This window comes from Sorangium sp. So ce124 (genome assembly GCF_051525235.1).
GTDB classification, from domain to species: domain Bacteria; phylum Myxococcota_A; class Polyangia; order Polyangiales; family Polyangiaceae; genus Sorangium; species Sorangium atrum.
Map to the genome: position 1 here is coordinate 6,916,723 of NZ_CP150312.1, position 18,977 is coordinate 6,935,699.

General features: G+C 70.1%; 15 protein-coding genes. 8 read left to right on the forward strand and 7 right to left on the reverse strand.

The features are described from left to right. Positions 1-47: 47 nt before the first annotated feature. Together WMF19_RS25825 and WMF19_RS25830 are read left to right on the forward strand one after the other, a co-directional pair. Entirely contained in the window at positions 48-614 is a 567-nt protein-coding gene (locus tag WMF19_RS25825; RefSeq protein WP_012237124.1) for an FMN-binding protein, read from the forward strand. Further along, on the forward strand, positions 611-1,234 hold the full coding sequence (locus WMF19_RS25830) for a hypothetical protein (protein ID WP_437901548.1): 624 nt from the start codon (positions 611-613) through the stop codon (positions 1,232-1,234). Before WMF19_RS25825 ends, WMF19_RS25830 begins: the two co-directional genes overlap by 4 nt. Before the next feature lie 76 nt (positions 1,235-1,310). Here the strand turns inward: WMF19_RS25830 and glgB are convergent, their stop codons facing one another. Then, positions 1,311-3,557 (reverse strand): 1,4-alpha-glucan branching protein GlgB, encoded by a 2,247-nt coding sequence (gene glgB, locus WMF19_RS25835; protein WP_437901549.1) that lies wholly within the window; start codon positions 3,555-3,557, stop codon positions 1,311-1,313. Positions 3,558-3,906: 349 nt separating this feature from the next. On the opposite strand from glgB, the gene WMF19_RS25840 reads away from it, so the two are divergent. Beyond that, on the forward strand, positions 3,907-5,475 hold the full coding sequence (locus tag WMF19_RS25840) for an aldehyde dehydrogenase family protein (RefSeq protein ID WP_437901550.1): 1,569 nt from the start codon (positions 3,907-3,909) through the stop codon (positions 5,473-5,475). Between the two features lie 204 nt (positions 5,476-5,679). Here the strand turns inward: WMF19_RS25840 and mgtE are convergent, their stop codons facing one another. Together mgtE and WMF19_RS25850 are read right to left on the reverse strand one after the other, a co-directional pair. Then, on the reverse strand, positions 5,680-6,993 hold the full coding sequence (mgtE, locus tag WMF19_RS25845) for a magnesium transporter (protein ID WP_437322546.1): 1,314 nt from the start codon (positions 6,991-6,993) through the stop codon (positions 5,680-5,682). A 267-nt stretch (positions 6,994-7,260) separates the two neighbouring features. Further along, positions 7,261-8,682: a chloride channel protein gene (locus tag WMF19_RS25850; protein WP_437322547.1), complete on the reverse strand. Its 1,422-nt coding sequence runs from the start codon at positions 8,680-8,682 to the stop codon at positions 7,261-7,263. Between the two features lie 247 nt (positions 8,683-8,929). On the opposite strand from WMF19_RS25850, the gene WMF19_RS25855 reads away from it, so the two are divergent. Next, a complete protein-coding gene (locus WMF19_RS25855) occupies positions 8,930-9,898 on the forward strand; it encodes a sulfotransferase domain-containing protein (RefSeq protein ID WP_437901551.1) in 969 nt (322 codons plus the stop codon). On the opposite strand, the gene sat is transcribed toward WMF19_RS25855, so the two are convergent. After that, positions 9,886-11,706 (reverse strand): sulfate adenylyltransferase, encoded by a 1,821-nt coding sequence (gene sat, locus WMF19_RS25860; protein ID WP_437901552.1) that lies wholly within the window; start codon positions 11,704-11,706, stop codon positions 9,886-9,888. The two genes, WMF19_RS25855 and sat, sit on opposite strands and share 13 nt — an antisense overlap. Before the next feature lie 111 nt (positions 11,707-11,817). Between sat and WMF19_RS25865 the strand changes: the two genes are divergently transcribed. Genes WMF19_RS25865 through WMF19_RS25875 form a run of 3 tightly spaced genes read left to right on the forward strand, consistent with a single transcriptional unit; the run spans position 11,818 to position 14,478 of the window. After that, positions 11,818-12,738, forward strand: coding sequence for a sulfite exporter TauE/SafE family protein (locus WMF19_RS25865; protein WP_437901553.1), 921 nt, complete (start codon positions 11,818-11,820; stop codon positions 12,736-12,738). Further along, entirely contained in the window at positions 12,728-13,603 is an 876-nt protein-coding gene (locus WMF19_RS25870; RefSeq protein WP_437901554.1) for a 3'(2'),5'-bisphosphate nucleotidase CysQ family protein, read from the forward strand. Before WMF19_RS25865 ends, WMF19_RS25870 begins: the two co-directional genes overlap by 11 nt. Positions 13,604-13,653: 50 nt before the next feature. Continuing rightward, entirely contained in the window at positions 13,654-14,478 is an 825-nt protein-coding gene (locus WMF19_RS25875) for a TSUP family transporter (RefSeq protein ID WP_437901555.1), read from the forward strand. A 97-nt stretch (positions 14,479-14,575) separates the two neighbouring features. On the opposite strand, the gene WMF19_RS25880 is transcribed toward WMF19_RS25875, so the two are convergent. After that, the gene (locus tag WMF19_RS25880) at positions 14,576-14,722 is read right to left on the reverse strand and encodes a hypothetical protein (RefSeq protein WP_437901556.1); all 147 of its coding nucleotides are present in this window, start codon (positions 14,720-14,722) and stop codon (positions 14,576-14,578) included. A gap of 87 nt (positions 14,723-14,809) precedes the next feature. On the opposite strand from WMF19_RS25880, the gene WMF19_RS25885 reads away from it, so the two are divergent. Continuing rightward, positions 14,810-16,696, forward strand: coding sequence for a chloride channel protein (locus WMF19_RS25885; RefSeq protein WP_437901557.1), 1,887 nt, complete (start codon positions 14,810-14,812; stop codon positions 16,694-16,696). 38 nt (positions 16,697-16,734) lie between these two features. Here the strand turns inward: WMF19_RS25885 and WMF19_RS25890 are convergent, their stop codons facing one another. Beyond that, positions 16,735-18,015 carry a cation:dicarboxylate symporter family transporter gene (locus tag WMF19_RS25890; RefSeq protein WP_437901558.1) on the reverse strand — a complete coding sequence of 427 codons (1,281 nt, stop codon included), beginning with the start codon at positions 18,013-18,015 and terminating at the stop codon, positions 16,735-16,737. A gap of 459 nt (positions 18,016-18,474) precedes the next feature. Then, entirely contained in the window at positions 18,475-18,888 is a 414-nt protein-coding gene (locus tag WMF19_RS25895; RefSeq protein ID WP_437901559.1) for a hypothetical protein, read from the reverse strand. Positions 18,889-18,977 lie beyond the last annotated feature (89 nt).

Here is an 18,977-nt window from a genome sequence, read left to right on the forward strand (position 1 = left end):
CGCCGTTGACTTTGACTTTCACGAATGACAGCTTCGTCGGAGCCTTGATGCGTCCTTCTCGTGACCTTCGCACCGCCCACTTCGCCGCAGCGGCGGCGCTCACGTTCATCCTGGCGGCGCTGCCCGCCCACGGCGCGACGTACTGGACGGTCCCCGCTGTCCTGAAGAGCTTCTTCGCGAGCTCGAAGAAGGTCGGTTATCGCAAGGTCGTGCTCGGCGACGCGGAGGCGCAGGAGCTCGGCAAGAAGCTGGGTGCGCCGGTCAAGCGCGAGTGGGTGGTGTACGTCGCGGAGTCCGACGGCAAGATCGACGGCTACGCGATCAAGGACGAAGAGAAGGGGATGCACGAGCCGATCGACTTCGCCGTGCAGTTCTCGACGGCCGGCGCGGTGGAGCGCATCGAGATCCTCGAGTACCGCGAGGCGTACGGCGACGAGGTCCGCGGCGATCGCTTCCGCGCCCAGTTCCGCGGCAAGACGGCGGGCGACCCGATCACCGCGGGCAAGGACATCGACATCGTGTCGGGCGCATCCATCTCGTCCCGCTCCGTGGCGCTCGGCGTCAAGCGCGACGCGCTCGTCCTCCAGCTCGCGCTGAAGCGCGGCGGTCTGTGAGGGATTTCACAGCTTCAGCCGGTCGGCTGAGGTCGCTCTCGCTCGGCGCGAAGCTCCTCTACTCGGCCTTCGCGCTCGCGTCGGTCATCGGGCTGCTCGTGTCGTGGCGCCTCTACGGGGCGATGGTGCAGGACGCGGGGGCGGCCGCCTACTACGCGGGCGCGGCGGTCGCCGTGCCGCCGCCTGCCCCGACCGAGGCGCCCGCCGCGGCCGGGGGGCCCGCGCTCGATCTGGGCCCGGAGCTCGAGCTCCCCGGAACGCCGGAGGCGCCGCGCGTCCTGGTCGAGCAGATCTCCGAGCGGAAGCTGCTCGAGGTGACCCATTTTCACCTCTTCTCCGTGCCGGTCTACGTGCTGATCCTCGCGCACCTCTGGCTGCTCGCGCGCCTGCCGTCGTGGCTCCACACCGCGGGCGTCGCGGCGGCCGTCGTCGCGAGCGGGCTGCACATCGCGGCGCCCTGGCTCATCCGGAGCGCGCCCGGCGCCGCGGCGCTGATGCCCATCTCCGGCGTGGCGATGCTGGTGTCGCTCGGCGCCATGGCGGTCGTCTCGACCGTGGACATGTGGCTGCCAAGGCGCTCGCGGCGAGGCGAGGCAGCGCCGGCCGACGAGGCCCAGTAAACAGGCGCGCCCCGCGCGGAGCGCGCTCGCTCCGACGAGCGAAGGCGCCCTGGGTGCCAGGGCGCCGGATGAGGCCTCAGCCCGGCGCGTCCCGCTCGGGGACGAGCCAGAGCACCCCGAGCGGCGGGAGCGACAGCACGATGGATTGCGGGAACCCGTGGCTGGGGACGTCCTCGACCTGGACGCGACCCAGGTTGCCCACGCCGCTGCCGCCGTACTGGACCGCATCGGTGTTGAGCACCTCCAGGTAGGCGCCGCGCCGCGGGACGCCGATCCGGTACGAATGGCGCGGGACCGGCGTGAAATTGCCGATGAACACGACGTGCGTGCCCGAGGGCGACATCTGATCTCCCGCGCCGTCGCCGTAGCGGATGAACGAGATCACGGTCTGCATGTGGTCAGTGCAGTCGATCCACCGGAAGCCGTGGTGCTCGTCGTCGAGCTCGTACATCGCCGGATACTTCTTGTAGAGCGCGTTGATCTCCGTCACGAGCCGCTTGAGCCCCGCGTGCTCGGGCACCGAGAGCAGGCCCCAGTCGAGCTCCGTCTTCTCGCTCCACTCGGCGAACTGACCGATCTCGCCGCCCATGAAGAGCAGCTTCTTGCCCGGGTGCGCCCACATGTAGCCGTAGAGCGCGCGCAGGTTCGCCAGCATCTGCCAGTAGTCGCCGGGCATCTTCGAGAGCAGCGCCCGCTTGAGGTGCACGACCTCGTCGTGGCTCAGCGGCAGGAGGAACTTCTCGGAGAAGGCATAGATGAGCCCGAACGTGAGCTGGTGGTAGTGGAAGGCGCGGTGGATGGGCTCGTGCTTGAAGAAGTCGAGCGTGTCGTGCATCCACCCCATGTTCCACTTGAAGTCGAAGCCGAGCCCGCCGACGTACGTCGCGTGGGTCACCGACGGCCAGGCGGTGGACTCCTCCGCGCAGAGGATCGCGCCCGGACAGCGCTCGTGCACCCGGTTCGACAGCTCCCGGATGAAGTCGATGGCCTCGATGTTCTCGCGGCCGCCATACCGGTTCGGCACCCAGTCGCCGCCCTGCGCGGCGTAGTCGAGGTAGAGCATCGAGGCGACCGCGTCGACCCGCAGGCCGTCGATGTGGAACTCGTCGAGCCAGTAAAGCGCGTTGGCCACAAGGAAGTTCCGCACCTCGTGGCGGCCGTAGTTGAAGATGTACGTGTTCCACTCGCGGTGCTCGCCGAGGCGCGGATCGAGGTGCTCGTAGAGGGCCGTGCCGTCGAACCGCCCGAGCGCCCACGCGTCCTTCGGGAAGTGCGCGGGGGTCCAGTCGAGGATCACGCCGATCCCCCGCTGATGGCAGCGGTCGATGAAGTAGCGGAGGTCGTCCGGATCGCCGTAGCGGCTGGTCGGGGCGAAGTAGCCCGCCACCTGGTAACCCCACGATCCGTCGAAGGGGTGCTCCATGACCGGCATGAGCTCGATGTGCGTGAAGCCGAGCTCGGCCACGTACTCGACGAGGTGATCGGCGAGCTCGCGGTATGTCATCCAGCGCATCCCGCCCTCGTACGGCGGGCCGTCGCCCGGAACGCGCCGCCAGGAGCCGGCGTGGACCTCGTAGATCGTGATCGGCTTCTTGCGGGAGTCGAGCTTGCCGCGCTCCTGCATCCAGTCGCCGTCCTGGAACGAGTAGCGGCTCGTGTAGACCCGCGAGGCGGTGGCCGGCCGGAGCTCCATCGCCTGGGCGACGGGATCGGTCTTCACCGTGATGTGCCCCTCCGGCGTCTTGATCTCGTACTTGTAGAGCGCGCCCTCGCCGAGGCCCGGGATGAAGATCTCCCAGAAGCCCTCGCCCATCCGGCGCATCGCGTGGCGGCGGCCGTCCCAGTGGTTGAAGTCGCCGATGACGCTCACCCGCCGCGCGTTCGGGGCCCAGACGGCGAACGACGTCCCGGAGACCTCGTCCACCTCGCGCACGTGCGCGCCCAGGACGCGGTAGAGCTCCCAGTGCCGCCCCTCGGCCAGGAGGTGGCGATCGATGTCCCCGAGCGTCGGCGGCATGGCGTACGGGTCGAGCTCCACCGAGGAGTTGCCGTCCGCGAAGCGGAGCTCGAGCTGGTACCGGAAGCGTCCGTCCGCGGGGTAGGACACGCCGGGGAAGCGCGCCTCGAAGAGGCCCGCAGGGTGGACGCGCTCCATCGGCTGCTTCCGGAGCCTGGGGTCGCCCGGGACCACCGCGATCTCGGTGGCGTCCGGTCGAAAGACGCGGACCACCAGGTCGTCCTCGTCTTCGTGCGCGCCGAGCACGTGGTGCGGATCCGGATGCTCGACTGCCGCGATGAGATCGAGTTCTCGTTGTTCCAACATGTCGGGGTCCGGCTATAGCGGCTCCTCTCGCCGACGTCATGCCGAGAGTCCGCCCGAGACGCCGACCCGGCTCACCCGGGCACACCGGCGCGGCCCGCGGCGCCGGTCCCCCCTGGCGCAACCACGGTGTGCTCACCATTTGTCCGCAACGCAACAGCGGACGTCGCGGGGCTGGATCGACGGTGCGCATGCCGGAGAATCGCCGGGATTCATCGGGAAACAGCGCAAATGCTCATTTGCTGTACCTTCTCGGGAAGGGTAGGGTCCCGGCGTCGAGCAGCGAGCCACGGAGGCCATCTGGCAAGCGACGCGGGCTCGACAGGCGGAGGGATCGAACATGGGTCAGGTGGTGAGCGAACGCCCGATCGGGGGCAACGGCAGCGGTCCTGGCATGAACGGGCACGGGGGCGGGGCGATCCGCAGCTACGCGCCCGCGACCGGGGAGCTCCTTGGAGAGGCCCCGAACACGAGCGCCGAGGAGGTGCGGGCCGCGGTCGCCCGGGCGCGGCGCGCGCAGGAGGCGTGGGGCGCGCTGCCCGTGGAGGAGCGCTGCCAGCGCGTCCTGCGCTTCCGCGACGCCATCGTCGATCGGACGGACGAGATCGTCGATCTGCTCTCGCGCGAGTGCGGCAAGCCGCGCCACGAGGCGCTCTTGCACGAGGTCCTCGTCGCGGCCGACATGGCGACGTACTTCGCGCAGGTCGCCCCGAAGGCGCTCGAGCCGCACGAGATCAAGCTCCACCTCTTCAAGCACCGGCGCAGCTGGGTCCACTACGTCCCCCGCGGCGTGGTCGGCGTGATCTCGCCGTGGAACTTCCCGTTCCAGCTCGCGCTGCGCGACGTGCTCGCGGCGATCGTCGCCGGCAACGCCGCCGTGCTCAAGCCGAGCGAGGTGACGCCGCTCATCGCGCTCAAGCAGAAGGAGATCTGGGACGGCGCGGGCATGCCCGAGGATCTCTTCCAGGTCGTCGCCGGCTACGGGCCGACCGGCGCGGCGCTCATCGACAGCGGCATCCAGATGCTCCTGTTCACCGGCAGCGTCGGCACCGGCAGGAAGGTCGCCGCCGCCTGCGGCGAGCGCCTGATCCCGTGCGTGATGGAGCTCGGCGGCAAGGCGCCGCTCATCGCCTGCGCGGACGCGGACATCGAGCGCACGGCGCAGGCGATCGTCTTCGGCGGCTTCGCGAACGCGGGGCAGGTGTGCGTCGCGGTGGAGCGGGTCTACGCGCACCGCGAGATCCACGACCGGCTGCTCGAGCGGACCGTCGAGATCACGAAGGGGCTGAACCAGGGCGATCCGGGCAAGGAGTTCGTCGACGTGGGGGCGATCATCTTCCCGCCGCAGATCGACGTCGCCGAGCGGCACATCAAGGACGCTGTCGACAAGGGGGCGACCTTGAAGGCCGGCGGCAAGCGCGCGCCGGGGCAGGGCCAGTTCTTCGAGCCGACGATCCTCGCCGGCTGCGATCACGCGATGACGGTGATGACCGAGGAGATCTTCGGGCCGGTCGTACCGTTCATGCAGGTCGCGACCGAGGAGGAGGCGATCCGCCTCGCGAACGAGTCGCACCTCGGCCTCAACGCCTATGTCTTCTCGGAGGACACCGATCACGCCCGCCGGCTCGCCGAGCGCCTGCAGGCCGGCAGCGTGCTGGTGAACGACGTGCTCATGAACGGCGCCCTCCCCGACGCGCCGTTCGGCGGCGTCAAGCAGAGCGGCTTTGGCCGGGTGATGGGCGAGGACGGGCTCCGGCAGATGTGCGACGTCAAGCACATCAACGCGGACCGCATCGCGCTGGGGTCGAAGGACCCGACCTGGTTCCCCTACACCGCGTCGTCGTACAGCTGGTTCAAGCGAGGCATGCGCGCGCTGTTCTCGAGCGGCAGCTTCCTCCGGCGCATCGGGGAGCTCTTCTAGAGCGACGGTCACCCGCTTCGGATACGGGCCCACCTCGGCGTTTTCGGTGCTCAGCGCACCGGAGTGCGCTTGCGCGCCGAAAACGCCGAGGTGGGCCCGTCTCCTGTGCGGGAGACCGCCGCTCTGCTCGGCATGGGGCAGAGGGGGGCGGAAACCGCGGTAGAGCAGCGCGCTGTCGGCGGCGTGGCGGGGGAGTCTACGGCGTCACAGCAGGCTCCCCTGGAGGATGACCTGCGCGACGTTGAAGTAGATGACGAGCCCGGAGACGTCGACGAGGGTCGCGACGAACGGCGCTGACGCGCTGGCCGGGTCGAATCCCAGCCGGCGGATCACGAAGGGCAGCATCGCGCCGGCGAGCGTCCCCCAGGCGACGATGCCGACCAGGCTCGCGGCGACGGTGGCGGCCACCTGCAGGTAGTGCTCGCCGTACGTGTGGAAGATCGCCTGCCACACGAGGATGCGGACCAGGCCGATCGTGGCGAGGATGAGGCCGAGCGAGAGGCCGGCGGTGAGCTCCCGGCGGACGATGCTCCACCAGTCCTTGATGGTGACCTCGCCGAGCGCCATCGCGCGGATGATCAGCGTCGTCGCCTGGGAACCGGAGTTGCCGCCGCTCGAGATGATGAGCGGAACGAAGAGCGCGAGCACGACCGCCCTCGCGATCTCGTCCTCGTAATGCCCCATCGCGCTCGCGGTGAGCATCTCGCCGAGGAAGAGCGCCGAGAGCCAGCCGGCGCGCTTCTTCACCAGGGCGACCATGCCGGTCTGCATGTAGGGCGTGTCGAGCGCCTCCATGCCGCCGAGCTTCTGGATGTCCTCCGTCGCCGCGCTCTGGACGACGTCGACGATGTCGTCGACGGTGACGATGCCTTTGATCCGGCCCTCGGCGTCGACGACCGGGATCGCGTTGAGGTCATGCTGCGCGATGACGCGCGCGACCGCCTCCTGGTCCAGCGTATCGGGCACCGAGATGACGTCCCGCCGCATGACCTCGGACAGGGCCTTGTCGCTGCGCGCGGTGATGAGGTCCCGGAAGGACACCACGCCGAGGAGCCGCTGCTCCTGGTCGAGCACGTACGCGTAGTAGATGGTCTCGAGCTTCGCCTGGGCCTGCCGCTGGAGGTACCGGATCGCCTCTCCGACCCTCATGTCGGGCCGCAGCCGCGCGAACCGTGGGCTCATGAGCCCGCCGGCCTCATCCTCGGCGTACGCCATGAGCGCCGCGACCTCGCGCCGCGTCGGCTCGTCCAGCATCTCCAGGAGCGAGGCGCGGAGCTCCTGAGGAACGAGCTGGATCACGTCCGCGGCGTCGTCGGGCGCGAGGAGCCGCATCCAGAGCCTGCGCTCGCCGGCCTTCATCGCGAGGAGGACGGCGGCCTGCTCCTGCTCGGCGAGGCCGAGGAAGAAGCTGTGCGCCTCGCCCCGCTCGAGGTGCTCGACGCCGTCGGCGCGCTCTTCGGGGGACAGCACCGCCCAGATCTCGCCGAGCTCTGCGGCGGTAAGACGGTCGTCGGACATGGGTCACCTCCACGACGAGGTAGCGGGCGAGGACTGCTGGATCGAGGATGTCGAGGCGCGCGACCTGAGGTCCCGCGGCAACGAAAGGTCCCGGCGCGCCGAGCATCTATCGCCGAGCCCGGCACGTGCAACGGGGATTTTTCGGCTCGGATCAAACCGACGCGGGCTCGGTGGGCTTGACCTGGACGGGCGCGGGCGCGGGCGCAGGCGGCGCCGGCTCGCCCGGTGTGGCGGCGCTCCCCACAACCTCTCAACATGCTCACCGTCCTAGCGACCGGATCCCCGGCGCGCGCTGTCGCGCGGGGCCGCGGCCGGCTCCACCATGCGCCGCCCTTCCATCGTCATCTTCCAGCCGATCCCTCGCTGCCGGAGCTCCGCAGTGTAGATGGAATCGCGGCGGAGCCGCCGGGACACGAGCGTCGCGATCGCGGTGGCGAGCACGAGCGGCAGGACGATGGCGTAGTCGCCGGACAGCTCGAAGACCATCACCGCGGCCATGAGCGGGGCGTGCGTTGTCGCGGCCGTCGCGGCCGCCATCCCGACCAGCGCGTAGCCCCCGGCCTCGCCGAGGGGCACGCCGGCGTGGGAGAGCGCCCAGGCGTAGAGGACGCCGGCTCCTCCGCCGAGCAGGAGGGTCGGCGTGAAGACGCCGCCCGGGCTCCCGGACGACACAGACGCTGTCGTGGCGAAGCACTTGCCGAGCAGCAGCAGCGCCAGGAAGCCGACCGGGAACCTCCCGTCGAGCACCGCGTTGAGCGGCTCGTAGCCGTTGCCGGCGACCTCCGGGAGGAACGCGACGACCGCGCCTGCCAGCGCGCCCCCGGCGGCCGGGCGCCAGGGCAGCCCGAGCCAGGGCCGCCGGAACTGGCGCTCGCCGAACGACAGCAGCCGCATGAACCCCTGGGCGCCCAGCGCCGCGGAGATCCCGAGCCCGGCGAAGGCGAGTAGCTCGGCCGGCGACCGGAGGTGGAACGTGCGCTGGCCATAGATGGGGGCCTCGCCGAGGACCGCGCGCGTGATCGCTGCAGCAATCACCGTCGAGATGAGCGCGGGCACGATCGCGTCGAGCACGACGATGCCCGTGACGACCTCCAGCACGAACAGCACCGCGGCGAACGGGGTGTTGTAGGCCGCCGCGAACCCGGCGGCGGTCCCGGCGGCAATGAGCAGCCGCGCCCGGTCGATCGGCAGGCCCAGGCGGTCGCTGACGAGCTTGCCGGCCGCTCCTCCGAACTGGATGAGCGGCCCCTCGCGGCCGATGGATCCGCCGGTCGCGATCGCCAGCCACGATGCGGCGGACTTGAGCAGGGTGACGCGCATGGACAGGCGGACGCGCCCGAGGACCACGGCCTCCATGACGTCGCCGACGCCGTGCCCCGCGGGCGCCCGCGCCACGAGCATCCCCAGGAGGCCGGCGAGGAGGCCGCCCGTGGCCGGCAAGGCGAGCCGCGCCCAGCGCGGCGCCGCGAGCATCGCCGCCACGACGTCAGACGTGCCCGCGGCGCGGTGGAGCGCGAGCGCCAGCGCCGAGCGGAACGCGATCGCGAAGGCCGCCGCGGCCATGGCGACGAGCAGGACGCCGAGCCCGAAGCGAACGCTCGCCGCCCACGGCGCGGGCGCTGCAGGCGGGGCGGCGGCCTCGCCGTGGGCCGCGGACTCCGGGGCGTCGCGCGATGCTGGAGGTACCACCCGGGGACTCTATCACCCGGCGCGTCTGCTCTCCTTGCCGCGCGGGCGGCGTCCCGCAGGCGGTCCGCGGAATGCATCCGGGGTTGGTCCGGTTCTTGAAAAGAAACTTGAAAAGAAAAGCGATTCCAGCCGTGAAATCGAAGCGGAGCGCCTGGCTGACGGCCACTCGGCGGGGGCGGGCCCGTCGTCCGGACATCCTGCTCGCAACAGCGACAAAGCTCGCAACAGCGACAAAGGAGGGTGAGCAATGGTCACGAACGACAGATTGATCAATCCGACGCGAGTCGTCAGGGACTACCTTAACAGCTCCCTTGTCTGGAACGACTTCCTGGCGCAGGGCGGCTTCACCTCCGGCGACATCGTCGTGGCAGACCCGTTCAAGGCAGGGACCACGTGGACCCAGCGCATTATCCAGCAGATCCTCGACAACGGAGAGGAGCGGAAAGACGCTCTCTCGGACACGTCCCCCTGGCTGGACTCCAGCTTCGGCGACCACGCCGCGATGCTGGCGATGCTGAAGGCGCAGCGGGAGGCCGGCGAGCGTCGTGTGCTGAAGTCGCATCTGCCCGCGGACGCCGTGCCCATCGCCGCGCAGGCCCGCTACATCTTCGTCGGCAGAAACGGCAAGGATCTCGGGATCAGCTTCCACAACTACTTGAGTCAGTTCTCCGCCAAGACCATGGACGAGATCAACCGCATCCACGCGGAGTGGTCGAGCGATCCAACGCGGCTCGTTATTCCGGAGAGCGCGCAGGAGTTCTTCGATAAGTGGTTGGACACCGACGGGTACGGCTGCTGTGACCTGTTCGACGTCGTGCGATCGTGGTGGAAGCTCCGGGACGAGCCGAACGTGCTCCTTGTGCATTACCGGCGGCTCAAGGAGGATCTGCGCGGTCAGATCGTGCGCATCGCCGAGTTCATCGATGTCGATCCGACGAGGCTGCGGTTGGATGTGATCCTGGAGCACTGCTCCTTCGGCTACATGCGCGAGCGGGCCGAGCAGATGGCCCCGTTCGCCGGTACACACATGCGGGACCCCAAGGCGTTCTTCCACAAGGGGCCGGCCCGCGACTACCGCGCCGAGATCACCCCCGAGCAGGGCGCGCGCTTCGATCGGCTGGCGCTCGAGAAGCTGGGAACCGACTGCGCCCACTGGCTGGAGACCGGCGAGGAGCGCCCCGGAGCGTCGGCCGGCGGGCGCCGTCAGGCGGCCTGATCGTGCCCTCGCCCCTGCATCGCTGAAAGAAGGATCTGCGCGACCTCCGGGCGGCTGAACTCGGGAGGAGGCAGCTTCCCGGCGCGCAGGAGCTCGCGCACCTGGGTCCCCGAGAGCGTGATGCGCGTCTCCGGCCCTCCAGGCGCGGTCTTGTCGGTCGCCATCCCGCCGACGACGGTGGACCAGAAGGCCTCCTCGAATTTGAGCGGCTCGATGCCGAGCTCGCTCGGGAGGAAGTCGTCGAACGCACGCTGCGCGTCGTACGTCCCATAGAAGCGCCCGACGCCAGCGTGGTCGCGCCCGACGATGAAGTGCGAGCAGCCGTAATTCTTGCGCACGAGCGCGTGGAAGATGGCCTCGCGCGGCCCGGCGTAGCGCATGGCGGCCGGATACAGCCCGAGGACGACCCGGTCTGCGGGGTAATACTTCTCCAGCAAGAGCTCGTAGCAACGCATCCGCACGTCCGCCGGGATGTCGCCGGCCTTGGTCGCGCCCACGAGCGGGTGGAGCAGGAGCCCGTCCGTGATCTCGAGCGCACACTTGGTGATGTGCTCGTGCGCGCGATGGATCGGATTGCGCGTCTGGAACCCCACGACGCGCCGCCAGCCGCGCGCCTCGAAGGCCGCCCGCGTCGCCGCCGGATCCCGGGGATACTCCGGGAACTGCGGTGAGAGCGGCCGCTCGATCAACCAGACCTCGCCGCCGAGGTACACGTCGCCCGACGACCGCAGGTAGGCGACGCCCGGGTGGCTTCCGTCCGTTGCGCCATACACGTTGCGCGCCTCGACCTCCTTGTCCGGTGTCCAGCGGTCGACGAGCTCGAGCACGCCGACGACGCGCCCGTCCGGCGACTCCAGCGCCACCTCGCTGCCGAGGGAGAGACGACCGGCGTCCTCGTCGGGGACAGCGAGCGTGATCGGGATCGACCAGACGAGGCCGCTCTCCAGGCGCCGCTCGCGGACCACGCGGAGGTAATCCCGCGACGTCATGAACCCCTTGAGCGGGGAATAGGCGCCATTGCCGATGAGCTCCAGATCGCTCGCCCCGCGCTCATCGAGCCTCACCCTGGGTAAGCGAGCCGCGCGCTCGAGCAGCCGCTGTCCGGCGTCGCCGCGGACGAACCTATCGACGAGCTCCCCGCCGTGCGGGGGCACGAGGCCCGCCCTCGCCGGCTCGGCCGGCTGCGCCATGGGACGGATATACCCGAGCTCCTCGAGCTTGGCGATGATCCTGGCGAGGCTCTCGTGGGGCGACTCGCGATCGGTGTGAACGACCACCTCGGGCGAGCGCGGCGGCTCATACGGATCATCGACGCCGGTGAAGCCCTTGATTTCGCCCGCGCGGGCGCGCGCGTAGAGCCCCTTGATATCCCGGCGTTCGAGCACATCGAGCGGGCACTCGCAATAGACCTCGCAGAAACGCCCGATCGCGCGCCGCTGCTCGTCGCGGATCTCCCGGTAGGGGCTGATCGCCGCGGTGATCGCGCACGCGCCGGAGCGCGCCACGAGCCTGGCGACGAAGCCGATCCGGCGGATGTTGGTGTCGCGATCCTCTCGCGAGAACCCGAGCCCCTTCGATAGGTGCGTGCGGACGACGTCTCCATCGAGCGACTCGACGTGCACGCCCCGCCTCGGCAGCTCGGCGGCCAGCATGGCGGCCAGGGTTGATTTGCCGGACCCCGACAGCCCGGTGAACCACACGACGAAGCCCTCGATCGAAGCCATTGTGCGCCTCCTTTCGACGTATCCGTACGCCACCGCTTTGGGCACGCAGTATGCCACTCCGCATGGGCGCGCTGGCGCCCCCACACACGACCGTCGTCTGCGGTACGCGGGTGCGGGCGACCTCCGCGGCGCGAGCGGGCACCGCTCGCCCCCTTGGAGCGCGGCGATACGGCGCGACGCAGCGGGGTATGGGGTATGACGATGTACCTGATAGCCGCGCTCGGTCTGCTCATCGGGATCGTATCGGCCATCCTCGGGGCTGGCCCGTCGATCCTCACCGTCCTGCTCTTGACCACCGTCGCCGGGCTCGAGCTCCACCACGCGGTCGCCACCTCGCTCGTGGCCGTCATGCTGATGAGCCTCGTCGCCGTCGTCCCGTATGCCATGGAGAACGCCGTCGTCTGGCGGTACGCTTTCGCCTTCGGCCTCGCCTCGATGACGGGAGCGTACCTCTCCGGACACATCGCGGGTGTGATCCCGGACCACGTCCTCCGGGTGATCTTCTTCATGGCCACCGTGGTCGCGTCCGGCGCGATGCTCTGGGATCGCGGCCAGCTTCCGCAGGACCAAGGCAGAACACGATCGAGCTGGCGGCCTATAGCCGTGCTCGCGGTAGGGGGGATCCTGGTCGGTTGCTTGACCGGCCTGGTCGGTCTCGGCGGCGGGTTTGCTATCGTCCCCCTGCTCGTCGTGTTCACGGGGACCCCGGTGCACTCCGCGATCGGCACCTCCATCCTCGTCATCGCGATGAACACGATGGCTGGTCTCGCCGGCCATCTCCCCCACCCTCCGATCGATTGGCAGCTCGCCGTCTCCCTGAGCGTCGCCGAGTGCGCAGGCAGCCTGGCCGGCGCCAGGCTCTCCAGGCACATCAGCGTGACCGTGCGGCGTCGGGCGTTCGCCGGCCTCATGCTCGCGGCGTCGGTCTTGACGCTCGGACAGGCTATGCATGGATACCATGCCTTCGCCCGTGATGAACGGGCGCGGCCGTGCCTGTGCAAACCCCTGCCATTATACCAATCCCACGGCGGCCGACTGTGCGCCATTGTGACACGCGGGTGCCCCCCCTGGCGGTGGGCCGCGCCCGGTATTAATCGTCGGCACGATGAATACTGATCCAGAGATCGAGGAGGTGATCCGCATCGCGCGCGCGGCCGAGCGTCGCGTGCGCGCCATTTACGCCACGGCCTTCACGGTCGAGCTCAAGGGACCGGGTGATCCAGTGACGCGCGCCGACCGAGAGGCGAGCGACATCATCTGCGAATCCCTGGCCGCATCCTTCCCAGGCGACGCCATCCTCTCCGAGGAAGGTGTGCCCGAGGATCCCGCGGAGGTGGCCCGCCTCGTCGGCTCGCGCCGGGTGTGGTTCGTCGATCCTCTCGACGGCACGCGCGAGTTCACCGAGCACATCGGCGAGTTCGCGGTGATGATCGGCCTCGCCGTCGCCGGCCGCGCCGTGCTCGGCGTGGTGGTGATGCCGGCCGACGGCGAGGGTATCGCCGGCCGAGTCGGCGGCGCAGCGTTTGCCGAGGACGCGCAGGGCGCGCGGCGCCCTCTCTCGGTGAGCGCGGTGAGCGATCCGCGCGAGGCCACGATCGTGATCTCCCGCTCCCACCGCCCTCCGCTGCTCGACCCGTTGCTCGATCGCCTCGGCACCGGACGCATCGTCCCCTGCGGCTCCGTCGGCGTGAAGGTGGCGCGCATCGTGCTGGGGCAGGCCGATCTCTACGTGCACGACGGCGGAGGCGCCAAGCGCTGGGATACCTGCGCCCCCGAGGCTGTGCTGACCGCCGCAGGCGGGCGCATGTCTGATCTCGACGGCGCGCCCATCGACTATCGAAGTGACGACCTCGTCCTCCGGCGCGGCATCGTGGCTACCAACGGCGCGCTGCACGAGGCGGTGCTCTCCGCGGTGGTGGCGAGCAAGGTGCGCCCGGCCGCGGGTCGAAGCGACGACAGGGACGTGACCAAGGGTCCCTGAGGCACAGGGGCTGGCGGAGCCGACGAGAGGTGCACATTCCGGGGGGGGGTATGGCGCGTGACATCCTGATCGCCGTCGTGATCACCGCAGCCATCCAGTCCGTCTTCGGGGTCGGGGTGCTGCTGTTCGGCACGCCCATCCTCCTCCTGCTGGGGTATTCCTTCACCACGACGCTGACGGTGCTCTTGCCGATATCCATCTCCATCAACCTGCTTCAGATCGTCCAGCACTGGCCCCAGATCGACTGGCCCCTCTTCCGAAGGATTCTTTTGTACACGATCCCCTTCATCGTGGCTTGCCTGGCGCTCGTCACCAGCGTCGAGATCAACGTCGGCTTCATCATCGGTCCGTTCCTGGTGCTCGTCGCCCTCAAGGACTTCTCCCGGCGGATCGGCGCGGCGATCGAGTCCCTGATACGCTACGAGCGCACCTACCTCGTCACGATGGGAGTCGTGCACGGCCTTACGAACCTGGGCGGCTCGCTCCTCACCGCCCTGGTGCACGCCAAGAAGTACGACAAGGACGCGACTCGAGTCACGACCGCCATCGGCTATTGTGCGTTCGCGGTATTCCAGATTGCCACGCTGGTGGCCACCGCGACCCACGCCCGCATCGATTACGGCGCGCACGCCATCTACGTGGCGACGGGCATCGCCGTCTTCTTGCTGGTCGATCGGCTCGTCTACGTCCGGATCGACAACGCCAGGTACAGGCGCCTCTTCGCGGCGTTCCTCTTCGCCTCGGGGGTGCTGCTGACCTACAGGGCATTCGCCCGCTCGTCTCGACCTGGGCACAGCGGCCTGACATCGGGCAGCGGTGCCCAGGTCGAGACGAGAGCCCCCGCAAGCGCGTTGGACGCGGTCGCAAGCCAGTAGGCATCACGCAGCGGGCGAGCGCCGGCGTCCGCCCCCGCGCTGGCGTCCGCCGGAGCCACGGCTCCGGACGGCCGAGCGACCGGCCCCGACGTCCTCGTCAGCGGCGCGGCCGCGTCTCGGCGCCGTACCGGCCGCCGAGCCCGTCAATCTCTCGGATGTACTGGACGCCGGCGGGGACGCGCGCCTTCTGGGCGCGGACAGGACGATGTGACGCGTCCGTCAGGACGGTGTGCTCGGCGTGCACCGGACTGTCTCAGCCTCGTTGCGCCCGCGCCCGGGCGCGACCATGACCATCGCCATGCCGGAACCAGTCCCAGCAAATCGCACCGGCGTGAGGCGACGGTTGCGCCCGTTCTCCGCGCTCATCTCAGAAATCGCGCCGCTCGATCTCCGGCTCGTCGGGCGCACGATCCTGCATGCCGTGCTCGTCGGGGCCATCGCGGGCCTGGTCGCGGTGCTCTTCTTCGGCGCCCTCGAGCTCGTCGAGGAGCTGCTCCTCGGCCATCTCGCCGGCTACGCGCGGCTTCGAGCCCACGGCGAGGCGATCTTCAGCGGCGGCGGCTCCGAGCACCGGAACGTCCGGCTCTGGTTGCTGCTGGTGATCCCGGCGCTCGGAGCGTTGGCCGGGGGCATCCTCACCTGGCGCCTCGCCCCCGAGGCCGCGGGCGGCGGCGGAGACGCGATGATCCAGGCCTTCCACCACCACGGCGGCCGGATGCGCAAGCGGGTCGCGTGGGTCAAGGCGATCGCGTCGATCCTCACCCTCGGCTCCGGCGGCTCCGGCGGTCGCGAGGGGCCGACGATGCAGATCGGAGGAGCGCTCGGCTCGCTCGTGGGGCGTGGGCTCGCGGTCGGCCGGCGCGAGCATCGCATCCTGATGCTCGCAGGGGTCGCGGCCGGGATGTCCGCCATCTTCCGCACGCCGCTCGGCGCCGCCCTGCTCGCCGTCGAGGTGCTCTACCGCGACGATTTCGAGGCGGAGGCGCTGATCCCGGCGCTGCTGGCCAGCGTCGTCTCCTACTCGGTCTTCATCTCGTTCTTCGGCGAATCGACGCTCTTCGCGCACGCGCCCAAGTATGCGTTCATCCCGTCGCACCTCCCTCTCTATGCGCTGCTCGCGCTGGTCTTGGCCTTCGTCGCGATCGGCTTCTTGAAGTGCCTCGGCGGCGTGAAGGCGCTCGCGGCGCGCTTGCCGATCCCGCCCTGGGCACGTCCAGGGCTCGGCGGGCTCGCGCTGGGCCTCTTCTGCGTGCCCGTCCTCTGGTTCGTCGGCCGCAGGATCGACAGCCCCGGGCAAGGGCTCGGGCTGCTCGGCGGCGGCTACGGCGCCGTCCAGGTCGCGATCACCGGCGCGCCGTGGCTCCACCCGGGCTGGCGCGGCGTGGAGCTCCTGCTCCTGCTCTGCGCCGCCAAGATCGTCGCCTCGTCGCTCACGCTCGGCAGCGGCGGGTGCGCCGGCGACTTCGCTCCGTCGCTCGTCATCGGCGGCCTCTTCGGCGGCGCGTTCGGGCGCGCGGCGGCGCTCCTCCTCAACGACCCGCGCATCGATCCGGGCGCCTTCGCGCTCGTGGGCATGGGCACCTTCTACGGCGGCGTCGCGCACGTGCCGGTGAGCTCCCTCGTGATGGTGTGCGAGCTCGCCGGCAGCTACGACCTCCTGGTCCCGCTGATGCTCGCCGAAGGTGTCGCCTTCGTCGCGCTGCGGAAGCACTCGCTCTACCACGCGCAGCTCCCGACCCAGCGCGAGTCTCCCGCGCACCCGGTGCCGACGCTCGACGTGCTCAAGACCATCCGCGTGCGGCAGATCATGATCGAGGAGCGCACGCTGGTGACGTTCGCGCCGGGAACGCCTGCCCGCGAGATGCTCCTGCGAGCCGCGGACGCGAGCTGGCAGGAGGTCTTCCCGGTGCTCGATACGTCGCGCCAGATGGTCGGCATCATCACCGGCGAATCGCTCCGGATCGTCGCGGTGGAGCACGACCTCGAGCGGATGACCGTGGCCGCCGACGCCATGCAACCGCCGGTGGCCGTGTCGGTCGCCGACGATCTGCGGACGGCGACCGAGGCGATGGTGGCGCACGGCGTCCGCGAGCTCCCGGTCGTCGACGGCGAGGGCGCGATCGTCGGGTTCGTGGACGAGGCCGACATTGGAAAGGCCTATCTGGAGGCGACCACGAGGCCCGCGCGCGCAGACGAAACACCGGTCCTGCTCGGCTGAGCTTCGCGCGCTCCGGGGTCAGCGCCCCGCGGCTGCGTTCACGGTGAAGCCGGGCGGGCGGTGCCGCTCGCTCCTGCGCGCCGCGCGCGGCGGCGCGTCAACCTGCCGAGCAGCTGGAGGGCGCTCACGCAGCTGTCGGTCGAGTTCTGGCCCGACCGGAAGGAGTCCGGGAGGCCGAAATTGAACCCGATGTAGAGCGCGATGAAGGAGGGGCGCAGGTGCGCGGGGATGTGCAGCGCCTGGCCGAGCGGGGCCGCGAACAGGGCGAGCTCGCCCGGCACGCCGGGCACGACATACCCGAGCAGGAACACGATCGGCACCACGAGCGTGAGCTCGAGCAGCGAGATCTGATGACCGACCACGCGGGCGGCGGCGCCCGCCATGACGAACGCGCAGATCAACGTGCCATTGACGTTGAGCCAGCCGCCGAGGCCCACCACGAAGAGCCTGAGCTCCTGCGGCACCGCCGGGTAACATTTGCGGACGAGGTGCAGGTTGAGCGGCGTCGCCAGCGCCTCGCTGCACGATGCCCACAGCAGCGGATAGACCTTGAGCCAGTAGTTGACGAAATAGTCGCGCAGCGAGAACTCCGGGAGCGCGGCCTTCATCCTCAGCAGGCTCGCCGCATGGAAGCCGAGGCAGGCGGCGCCGACGATCCCGGACACGAGCAGGTAGGAGACCATGAGGCCACCGGCGCTGCCGGCGCCGAGCGAGAGCGACCCCATCGAGGCGCGCGCGAGGGGGCCTCCGTGCGTCTGCGTGGCGAGCTGCGCAGGCAGACTCCGGAGGTAGGCGCCGAGCCCGAACATGAAGAGCGGGACCAGGCACTGCACGGCGCCTCCCGCGCGCTCCAGGGCATCCGCGGCGCGCTCCAGCGAGCGGGCGACCCGCGGCGCACGTAATGCCGCGAACGACGTCACGATGCCGGCGTAGAGGGCGACGAAGCACGGACTCGAGAGGACCAGGCCCGAGGAGCTGTAGAGGGTGCGCGCGGCCTCGAACGGCGCGCCCGTGCTGTGGCTGGGGAGCAGCGGGAGCCCGAACGCGAGCCAGGTGACGACGACCCCGAACAGGCACGCGGCCAGACGCTTGAGGGCGAGCCAACCCATGACGTACGCGAGCAGCCGCCCCGGGCGCCCTTGCCGGTGCAGGCTCACGAACGTCGGCACGAGGACGACGAAGATCACAGCCGGCGCCAGGGTTGTGTACCAGCGCATGAGGCCGTCCATGGCGCGGGTCGACCACCGCGCGACGCCGGTGTCTCGGCCGGACACGAGCAGGCCGAGCGCGAGAGCGAGGAGCGTCGCGACGGGCAGCAAGCTCCTGAGTCGCTCCCGCAATCGACCTGAGCGGGCCGGGTCAGCCATCGGAGCGAGGAGCGCCATGTCTCCCCCCCAGGGAATGCCGCGCGCGCGCCGCTGTTCGTGACGGAGCCCCGGAGATCCATGGACACCCGGACAACGCTGCAGACGAACACGCCGATCGATCGGTTGTCACGTACTGGGACATGCGCCTCGTGTAGACGCCTCGTTGCACATCCGGCGCCAGCAGCCGAGCGCAACGGAGCGCCAGCGCCCCCGAGCGCTCCGCGGCGCGCGTCGTGCCAGCGCGTCGCCATCGCGGCGGCCGCCGTGATCGTCGTGGGGTCCGTGGCGGCGGTGGCGATACGCTCCCGTCGCAACCACCGGCGAATCTGGCGGTGACGCCGCGCCGCTCCCGAGGAGCTCGTCCTTCGGCTCCAAGAGCCGCAGGGTGAGCTCGACCCAGGGACCGCTTGCCTACCGCGCTCGCGTGGTGAAGAGGGACGTGATGAAGTCCAGGATATCCTGGATCGACAGGGCAGGAGGCGGCTTGTCCGGGTTGTCGAGGGCCCTATCCACGTAGTGCCCGAGGTACTCGGTCGTGACGAACGCCGTGAACGCGTTCGTCACCGCGCCGGCCAGCGGGATCAGCCCCAGCGTCATGGTGAGCACGAGCCGAAGGGCGCCGCCGCCCCAGATGATCTGGTGGACCTGGGACCACGCCGCCTTCGAGAGGGGCGCGCCGCGCTCCTTCGCGAGCGACGCCGTGAGCAGGTACTGGATGGGAATGACGAACAGCTGGTCCGAACCCGGGATCGGCTGGACGATGAAGCTGATGCCGGCAGCGCCAGCCGAGAATGCGTGCGTGGCGAGCCGTGCCCCTAGATCCATGGAGGAAGCTTAATGCCCGCTCGGCCGTCGAGAAGTGGCTCGCGCCGCTCGTCCGGGCGCGGGTCGAGGGAGCGATGTCCCGCGCCTCC

What these genes read in the sequence shown, in the direction of transcription:
- WMF19_RS25825 (WP_012237124.1), top strand. Translation starts at nt 48, where the DNA reads ATGCGTCCTTCTCGTGACCTTCGCACCGCCCACTTCGCCGCAGCGGCG.
- glgB (WP_437901549.1), bottom strand. Translation starts at nt 3,557, where the DNA reads ATGTTGGAACAACGAGAACTCGATCTCATCGCGGCAGTCGAGCATCCG.
- mgtE (WP_437322546.1), bottom strand. Translation starts at nt 6,993, where the DNA reads ATGTCCGACGACCGTCTTACCGCCGCAGAGCTCGGCGAGATCTGGGCG.
- WMF19_RS25855 (WP_437901551.1), top strand. Translation starts at nt 8,930, where the DNA reads ATGGTCACGAACGACAGATTGATCAATCCGACGCGAGTCGTCAGGGAC.
- WMF19_RS25865 (WP_437901553.1), top strand. Translation starts at nt 11,818, where the DNA reads ATGACGATGTACCTGATAGCCGCGCTCGGTCTGCTCATCGGGATCGTA.
- WMF19_RS25870 (WP_437901554.1), top strand. Translation starts at nt 12,728, where the DNA reads ATGAATACTGATCCAGAGATCGAGGAGGTGATCCGCATCGCGCGCGCG.
- WMF19_RS25875 (WP_437901555.1), top strand. Translation starts at nt 13,654, where the DNA reads ATGGCGCGTGACATCCTGATCGCCGTCGTGATCACCGCAGCCATCCAG.
- WMF19_RS25895 (WP_437901559.1), bottom strand. Translation starts at nt 18,888, where the DNA reads ATGGATCTAGGGGCACGGCTCGCCACGCACGCATTCTCGGCTGGCGCT.